This window comes from Geodermatophilus sp. SYSU D00697 (assembly GCF_054050175.1).
Map to the genome: position 1 here is coordinate 23,933 of NZ_JBJGYV010000046.1, position 8,566 is coordinate 32,498.

Consider the following 8,566-nt stretch of genomic DNA (forward strand, 5'->3'; position numbering starts at 1 on the left):
CGTGTCGGGCCGTGCTGTCCATCTGCGTGACCTCGCGAGCTCGGTCACGAACGCCGCGGGGCGCTGAGGACGACCATGGACCGGTCCTGCACCGTGATCGTCTCGCCCGGCTTGAGCTGTGCCGGCTCGACCTCGCCCATCTCCGCGGTGTCGAGGACGACCGTCCAGGCCTGGGCGTACTCCTCCGCGGGCAGGGCGAAGTCCATTGGTTCGTGCGAGGCGTTGAACGCCAGGTAGAAGTGGTCGTCGACGACGTCCTCGCCGCGCTCGTCGGTGCTCCGGATGCCGTGGCCGTTGAGGTACATGGCGATCGACTTGGCGAAGCCGGCGTCCCAGTCGTCCTCGGTCATGAGGTCCCCGGCGGGCGTCAGCCAGGCGATGTCCTGCACCGGTGCCCCCGCCTCGCGCCGGACCGGCCGGCCGTGGAAGAAGCGGCGGCGGCGGAAGGTCGGGTGCTCGGCGCGCAGCCGGGTGACCAGCTTGGTGAACTCCAGCAGCCCCTCGTCGACGGCGTCCCAGTCGATCCAGGTCAGCGGGGAGTCCTGGCAGTAGCCGTTGTTGTTGCCCTGCTGCGTCCGGCCCAGCTCGTCACCGTGCAGGAGCATCGGCACGCCCTGGCTGAGCATCAGCGTGGCCAGGAAGTTCCGCCGCTGGCGGGCCCGCAGGGTGAGCACCTTCTTGTCGACGGTGTCGCCCTCCACGCCGCAGTTCCAGCTGCGGTTGTGGCTCTCGCCGTCGTTGTTGCCCTCGCCGTTGGCCTCGTTGTGCTTCTCGTTGTAGGAGACCAGGTCGGTCAGCGTGAAGCCGTCGTGGGCGGTGACGAAGTTGATGCTGGCCACCGGACGCCGGCCCGAGTGCTGGTAGAGGTCCGAGGAGCCGGTGATCCGGCTGGCGAACTCGCCGACGGTGGCGTTCTCGCCCCGCCAGAAGTCGCGCACGGTGTCGCGGTACTTGCCGTTCCACTCGGTCCACAGGGCGGGGAAGTTGCCGACCTGGTAGCCGCCCTCGCCGACGTCCCACGGCTCGGCGATGAGCTTCACCTGGCTGACCACCGGGTCCTGGTGGACCAGGTCGAAGAAGGCCGAGAGCCGGTCGACGGCGTGCAGCTCGCGGGCAAGGGTCGAGGCGAGGTCGAAGCGGAAGCCGTCGACGTGCATCTCGGTGACCCAGTAGCGCAGCGAGTCCATGATCAGCTGCAGCGCCTGCGGGGTGCGGGCGTTCAGGGAGTTCCCGGTGCCCGTGTAGTCCATGTAGTACTGCGGGTCGTCCTCGACCAGGCGGTAGTACGCCCGGTTGTCGATGCCCTTGAACGACAGCGTCGGGCCCAGGTGGTTGCCCTCGGCGGTGTGGTTGTAGACGACGTCGAGGATGACCTCGATCCCCGCCTCGTGCAGGGTCCGGACCATCCCCTTGAACTCCTGCACCTGCATGCCGTTGTCGGTGTTGCTGGCGTACTCGTTGTGCGGGGCGAAGAAGCCGATCGTGTTGTAGCCCCAGTAGTTGCGCAGGCCCTTCTGCTGGAGGGTGTCGTCCTGCACGAACTGGTGCACCGGCATGAGCTCGATCGCCGTGACGCCGAGGGACTGCAGGTGGTCGATCACCGCCGGGTGCGCGATGCCGGCGTAGGTGCCGCGCAGGTCCTCGGGCACGTCGGGGTGGGTCATCGTCAGGCCCTTGACGTGGGCCTCGTAGATGACGGTCTTGTGGTACGGCGTCCGCGGCGGCCGGTCCACGCCCCAGTCGAAGTAGGGGTTGACGACGACGGACTTCGGCATGTGCGCGGCCGAGTTCTCGTCGTTGCGCTCGCCGGAGTCGAAGTCGTAGCCGAAGACCGACGGGTCCCAGTCCACCTGACCGTCGACGGCCTTGGCGTAGGGGTCGAGCAGCAGCTTGTTGGGGTTGCAGCGCAGCCCCTGCGCCGGGTCGTACGGGCCGTGGATGCGGTAGCCGTAGCGCTGTCCGGGCTGGATGCCCGGCAGGAACGCGTGCCAGACGAAGCCGTCCATCTCCGGCAGCCGGATGCGCTCCTCGGAGCCGTCGTCGTCGATCAGGCACAACTCGACCTTCTCGGCCACCTCGCTGAAGATCGCGAAGTTGGTGCCGGTGCCGTCGAACGTGGCGCCGAGGGGATAGGCGGCGCCGGGCCACACCTGGGTCATGAACGAGGTCCTCCTGCTTGGCGCCCCCGGGCGGGTGGGGGCCGGTGGCCTCCCGGCCGCGGGGCGTCGGCGGGGAGGTCGGTGCGTGCTGCTCCGCCGTCCCCGTTGCCCGCGCCCGCGGTCGCCCAACCCTCCGGTGCTCGGCGGCGTGGAGATCTCCGTCACCGCGGCCGGCAGGGACGACGACGGCCCCCGCGGGGTCTCCCACGGGGGCCGTCGTGCGCAGGTCCGGCCGGGGCAGCGACGCCGGGGTCCGACCTCGCCCGGGCAGTGGCCTCGGGTGGCGCTGGTCCTCGACGCTGACCGCTCCTGCGAACGGGGACGCTAGGGGCGCCCGTACCCCATGGCAAGCACCGTCGGCCAGCCGGTCGGTCACGCCCGTCCCAGGAGTGCGCGGCGGTCGCAGGTACGCCGTCCTGTCACACCCCCGTCGTACCGTCGTCGGCGTGCGCGCAGCCACCGACCTCCGTCCCACCCAGGGGCGCTTCCGTGTCGTCAGCGAGTTCGAGCCCTCGGGCGACCAGCCGGCCGCCATCCAGGCGCTCGCCGAGCGGGTCGAGGCCGGGCAGCAGGACAGCGTCCTCCTCGGGGCCACCGGTACCGGCAAGTCGGCGACGACGGCCTGGCTGATCGAGCAGGTGCAGCGCCCCACGCTGGTCATGGCGCCGAACAAGACCCTCGCCGCGCAGCTGGCCAACGAGTTCCGGGAGCTCCTGCCGGACAACGCCGTCGAGTACTTCGTCTCGTACTACGACTACTACCAGCCCGAGGCCTACGTCCCGCAGACCGACACCTACATCGAGAAGGACTCCTCGATCAACGAGGAGGTCGAGCGGCTGCGGCACTCGGCGACGAACAGCCTGCTCACCCGCCGGGACGTCGTCGTGGTGGCCACCGTCTCGTGCATCTACGGCCTGGGCACGCCCGAGGAGTACGTCGAGCGGGCGCTGAAGATCTCGGTGGGGGAGGAGCGCGACCGCGACGAGCTGCTGCGCACCCTGGTCACCGAGCAGTACACCCGCAACGACCTGTCCTTCACCCGCGGCACGTTCCGGGTCCGCGGGGACACCATCGAGGTGTTCCCGGTGTACGAGGAGCTCGCCGTCCGCATCGAGATGTTCGGCGACGAGGTGGAGCGGCTGTACTACCTGCACCCGCTGACCGGGGAGGTCGTCCGCGAGGTCGACGAGCTGTTCGTCTTCCCGGCCACCCACTACGTCGCCGGCCCCGACCGCATGGAGCGCGCGATCGCCTCCATCGAGGCCGAGCTCGAGCAGCGGCTGGCCGAGCTCGAGCGGCAGGGGAAGCTGCTGGAGGCCCAGCGGCTGCGCATGCGCACCACCTACGACATCGAGATGATGCGCCAGGTCGGGTTCTGCTCCGGCATCGAGAACTACTCGCGGCACATCGACGGCCGTGCCGCCGGCAGCGCCGGAGCCTGTCTGCTCGACTACTTCCCCGACGACTTCCTGCTGGTCATCGACGAGTCCCACGTGACCGTGCCGCAGATCGGCGGCATGTACGAGGGCGACATGAGCCGCAAGCGGACCCTCGTCGAACACGGGTTCCGGCTGCCCTCGGCGATGGACAACCGCCCGCTGAAGTGGGAGGAGTTCACCGACCGGATCGGCCAGACGGTGTACCTGTCGGCCACCCCCGGCCCCTACGAGCTCGGCCGGGTGCAGGGGGACGTCGTCGAGCAGGTCATCCGCCCGACCGGGCTGGTCGACCCCGAGGTCGTGGTCAAGCCGACCAAGGGCCAGATCGACGACCTGGTGCACGAGATCCGGCTGCGCACGGAGCGCGACGAGCGGGTCCTGGTCACCACCCTGACCAAGAAGATGGCCGAGGACCTCACCGACTACCTGCTCGAGCTCGGCATCAAGGTGCGCTACCTGCACTCCGAGGTGGACACCCTCCGCCGGGTGGAGCTGCTGCGCGAGCTCCGGCAGGGCGAGTACGACGTCCTGGTCGGCATCAACCTGCTGCGCGAGGGCCTGGACCTGCCCGAGGTCTCCCTGGTGGCCATCCTGGACGCCGACAAGGAGGGCTTCCTCCGGTCGGGTACCTCGCTCATCCAGACCATCGGCCGCGCCGCCCGCAACGTCTCCGGCCAGGTGCACATGTACGCCGACACGATCACCCCCTCGATGGCCCAGGCGATCGAGGAGACCAACCGGCGGCGTGAGAAGCAGATCGCCTACAACCGCGAGCGCGGGATCGACCCGCAGCCGCTCCGGAAGAAGATCGTCGACATCCTCGACGGCATCTACCGCGAGGCGGAGGACGCCGAGGCCACCGAGCTCATCGGCGGGTCGGGCCGGCAGCAGTCCCGCGGCAAGGCGCCGGTGCCGGGCCTGTCGTCGAAGAAGGCGGGCAAGGCCGGGTCCATCGACGTCCAGGGCCTGCCGCGCAACGAGCTGGCCGACCTCATCGCCCAGGTGAACGACCAGATGCTCGCCGCCGCGCGGGAGCTGCAGTTCGAGGTCGCCGCCCGGCTGCGCGACGAGCTGGCCGAGCTGAAGAAGGAGCTGCGCCAGCTGGACGCCGCGCACGCCTGAGCGGCCGCGTCCGGAGGCTCGCCCCGAGCCTGCGAGGGGTGAGGACGGCGTGGTCCTCTCCCTCGCGAGCTCGGGCGCGGGACCCTGAAGCGGGGCGGGGAGGAGAGCCGTGGAGCGTGAGGAACTGGTCACCTGCTGCCTGGCCAAGCCGGGCGCGGAGGAGACCCACCCCTGGGGCGAGGCCGAGCTGGTCGCCAAGGTGGGTGGCAAGGCGTTCGCGTTCCTCGGCCTGGACACCGGCACCGTCGGGGTGAAGTGCGGTCGCGATGCCGCCGAGGCCGCGGAGTGGCGGGACCGGTACCCCGGCGCGATCACCACGAGTCCCTACATCGGCCGCTACGGCTGGATCGCCGTCGACTGGACCGGACCGGTTCCCGACGACGAGGTCCGCGAGCTGGTCGACGCCTCCTACGACGCGATCGTCGCCGCCCTGCCGCGGAGCCGGCGTCCCGCGGCGCACTGACCGCGCCGGGAGCCCCGCCGGACGATGCCTGACCGGCCGCCCCGGAGCGGCGGGAACCTCCCCGGCCGCCGGTTCGTTCGACGTCCTGGATCCACGGTGTGAGCCGGCGATGACGCCTGCCCGCCACCGGGGTCTGCACGTGGAGGGGAGTATCCCTACGCGGCGGGGTCGTCATCACGGGGTCTGCGGATCTCCGGTCCTGCCGGTCGCGGCCGCGGCGGGAGAGACCTCCGGCACTGACACATTCGCCAGTACCGGAGGTACTCACTCTTGGACGTCCCCTTCTGGATCTGGGCGGTCACCGTCGCCGCCATCGTCGGGATGCTCGTGTTCGACTTCGTCGGCCACGTCCGCACGCCGCACGCCCCGACCCTGCGCGAGTCGGCCACCTGGTCGGCGGTCTACGTCGGCATCGCCGTGGTGTTCGGCCTGCTGGTGCTGTGGTTCGCCGGGCCCCAGTACGGCGGGGAGTACTTCGCCGGCTTCGTCACCGAGAAGAGCCTCTCGGTCGACAACCTCTTCGTCTTCGTCCTGATCATGAGCAGCTTCGCGGTGCCCCGGGAGCTGCAGCAGAAGGTGCTGCTGTTCGGCATCGCCTTCGCCCTCGTCCTGCGGACGGCGCTGATCTTCGTCGGCGCCGCGGCGATCGAGAACATCAGCTGGATCTTCTACGTCTTCGGCGCGTTCCTGGTCTACACCGCCTACCTGCAGGCCAAGGGCGGCCACACCCACGACGAGGACTTCAAGGAGAACGGCGTCCTCCGCCTCACGCGCCGGCTGCTGCCGACCACCGAGGACTACTCCGGTGACCGCATGACCACGAAGATCAAGGGCAAGCGGTACATCACCCCGCTGGCGATCGCGCTGATCGCCATCGGCAGCGCCGACATCCTGTTCGCCGTCGACTCGATCCCGGCGATCTTCGGGCTCACCCAGGAGACCTACCTGGTCTTCACCGCCAACGCCTTCGCGCTGCTCGGCCTGCGACAGCTGTTCTTCCTGCTCGACGGCCTGCTCGACCGGCTCGTCTACCTCTCCTACGGGCTCGCGGTCATCCTCGGCTTCATCGGCGTCAAGCTGGTCATCCACGCGCTGCACACCAACGAGCTGCCGTTCGTCAACGGCGGCGAGCACGTGACCGTGGTGCCGGAGATCCCGACCTGGCTGTCCCTGGCGGTCATCCTCCTGACGCTGGTGGTCACGACCGTGGCCAGCCTGGCCCGGAACCGGCGCGCCGCGGCCGCCGGCCCTGACCGTGACCCCCTGCCCGCCGACGACACAGTCGCGGCCCGCGGCACCGTCAGCCACCCGGCCGGAGGCACGGACGCCGACCCGCGGTCGCCCCAGGACGCCGACCCGGCGCGCGGTACGGACGCCCGCCCGGTGACGGACCCGCACGAGGCCGTCGACACCGGCTCGGTGACCCGGTGAGCGCCGTGGGGGTCGCGCGGGGTCCGCGCGCGGCCGAGCCGCCCGGCGAGCGGCTGACGGCCGTCGTGGACCTGGTCGACGAGCTCGCCGGCATCGCCCGGGCCACCGACCGGCTGGTCGAGACGATGCAGGAGGTCACCGGCGTGCGCCGTGGCGAGATCGAGGCCCTGCAGGCGGTCGCCGACGGCGCCCGCCACCCCCGGGAGGTCGCGCGCCGCACCGGGCAGGTCGACCACGCCGCCGACGCCACGACCGAGGCGCTGGTCCGGCGCGGGTTGCTGCACCGCGCCCCGCACCCCGACGCGCCGGCCCTCGCGCCCGGCTCCGCGGTCCTCGAGGTGACCGAGGCCGGGCGGGTGGTGCTCCAGCAGGCGGAGGGTGTCCGGATCCGGGTGCTCGACCGCGTGGTGGGCGCCCTCGGACGCCGGGACACCGCCGCGCTGCGTGCCTCCGTCCGGGCCCTCGCCGGGGCACTGGCAACCGGAGTCCCGGGCGGTCCCGGTCCGGCGCTGCCCGTAGAGTCCTGAACCGTGCACGAGCTCCCGGTCTGGTTCGAGGTCTCGACGTTCGTGGGCCTCACGGTCCTGCTGCTCGCCGACCTCGCGATCGTCGCCCGTCGTCCCCACGAGCCCTCCTTCAAGGAGGCGGGCCTGTGGGTCAGCTTCTACGTGGGGCTGGCCCTGGTCTTCGGGGCGGTCTTCTGGGCGGTCACCGACGCGCAGTTCGCGACGGAGTTCTACGCGGGCTGGCTGACCGAGTACAGCCTGTCGGTCGACAACCTGTTCGTCTTCGTGATCATCATGGCGCGGTTCCGCGTGCCCAGGCACCTCCAGCAGGAGGTCCTGATGGTCGGGATCATCATCGCCCTGGTGCTCCGCGGGATCTTCATCCTGCTGGGGGCCGCGCTCATCGCGCGCTTCACCTGGGTCTTCTACATCTTCGGTGCCTTCCTCGTGTACACCGCGATCAACCTGGTCCGGCACCGGGGCGAGGACGAGGACTACGAGGAGAACGCGCTCATCCGGCAGATGCGCCGGGTGCTGCCGATGACCTCGGAGTTCGAGGGCAGCAAGCTGCGGGTCACCGAGCGCGGCAAGAAGCTGTGGACGCCGATGATCGTGGTGTTCCTGGCCCTCGGGACGACCGACCTGGTGTTCGCGCTGGACAGCATCCCGGCGATCTTCGGGCTCACCAGGGAGCCGTTCATCGTCTTCACGGCCAACGTGTTCGCGCTCATGGGGCTGCGGCAGCTGTACTTCCTGCTCGGCGGCCTCCTCAAGCGGCTGGTCTACCTGTCGCTGGGCCTGGCGGTGATCCTGGCCTTCATCGGCGTCAAGCTGGTCCTGGAGGCGCTCCACGAGAACACGCTGCCGTTCATCAACGGCGGCGAGCACATCGACGCGGTGCCGACCGTCCCGATCTGGCTGTCCCTGACGATCATCCTCGGCGTCCTCGTGATCGCCACGGTGGCCAGCCTGGTCAAGACCCGTGGGCAGATGGTGGACGAGTCGCCGGCCGAGCCGGAGATCGCGGACCGGACCGGCTCCCTCGGGCCCGCCGCGTCGGCCGAGGCGGAGTCCGTGGTCGAGGCGCGGTCGGCCGAGCCCGAGCCCGGCGAGCAGCGCCGCCGTCCCTGATGAGGGGCGGTCGGGGCTGCCCGAGGCGGGGCTGACGGCGCGGCGATGCTGCCCGCCGACCTCGCCCTGCTGCGCACGCCGGGGGTCCCCACGGTCTCCCCGGACGGGCGCATCGCGGTCGTCGCCGTCACCCAGCTCGACCTGGACGGCGACGAGCCGCGCAGCCGGCTGTGGGCCGTGCCCACCGACGGGTCGGCGCCGGCCCGGGCCCTGACCTCGGGCGCCCGGGACACCGCGCCGGCGTTCTCCCCGGACGGCCGGTGGCTGGCCTACCTCAGCGCCGAGCCCGGCGGTCGGCAGCAGGTGCACCTGCTG

Annotated in this window: 7 protein-coding genes; 6 read left to right on the forward strand and 1 reads right to left on the reverse strand. The window is 71.0% G+C overall.

Annotated elements, in window-relative coordinates:
* Window positions 1–44: 44 nt before the first annotated feature.
* The gene (glgX, locus tag ACI79C_RS24025) at window positions 45–2,159 is read right to left on the reverse strand and encodes a glycogen debranching protein GlgX (protein ID WP_456948216.1); all 2,115 of its coding nucleotides are present in this window, start codon (window positions 2,157–2,159) and stop codon (window positions 45–47) included.
* A 446-nt stretch (window positions 2,160–2,605) separates the two neighbouring features.
* Here glgX and uvrB point away from each other — a divergent pair, with 446 nt between their 5' ends.
* The 6 genes from uvrB to ACI79C_RS24055 all read left to right on the forward strand — a co-directional run.
* Entirely contained in the window at window positions 2,606–4,720 is a 2,115-nt protein-coding gene (gene uvrB / locus ACI79C_RS24030; protein ID WP_456948217.1) for an excinuclease ABC subunit UvrB, read from the forward strand.
* Window positions 4,721–4,829: 109 nt separating this feature from the next.
* Window positions 4,830–5,183 carry an MmcQ/YjbR family DNA-binding protein gene (locus ACI79C_RS24035; RefSeq protein WP_456948218.1) on the forward strand — a complete coding sequence of 118 codons (354 nt, stop codon included), beginning with the start codon at window positions 4,830–4,832 and terminating at the stop codon, window positions 5,181–5,183.
* 270 nt (window positions 5,184–5,453) lie between these two features.
* On the forward strand, window positions 5,454–6,614 hold the full coding sequence (locus ACI79C_RS24040) for a TerC family protein (RefSeq protein WP_456948219.1): 1,161 nt from the start codon (window positions 5,454–5,456) through the stop codon (window positions 6,612–6,614).
* Window positions 6,611–7,141, forward strand: coding sequence for a hypothetical protein (locus ACI79C_RS24045; RefSeq protein ID WP_456948220.1), 531 nt, complete (start codon window positions 6,611–6,613; stop codon window positions 7,139–7,141). Before ACI79C_RS24040 ends, ACI79C_RS24045 begins: the two co-directional genes overlap by 4 nt.
* A gap of 3 nt (window positions 7,142–7,144) precedes the next feature.
* Complete coding sequence (locus tag ACI79C_RS24050; protein ID WP_456948221.1) at window positions 7,145–8,251, forward strand: TerC family protein; 1,107 nt, start codon at window positions 7,145–7,147, stop codon at window positions 8,249–8,251.
* Window positions 8,252–8,296: 45 nt separating this feature from the next.
* The coding region (locus tag ACI79C_RS24055) for a TolB family protein (RefSeq protein WP_456948222.1) at window positions 8,297–8,566 on the forward strand (270 nt) is incomplete at its 3' end.

Coding starts and splice junctions, on each gene's coding strand:
- glgX (WP_456948216.1), bottom strand. CDS start 2,159: ATGACCCAGGTGTGGCCCGGCGCCGCCTATCCCCTCGGCGCCACGTTC.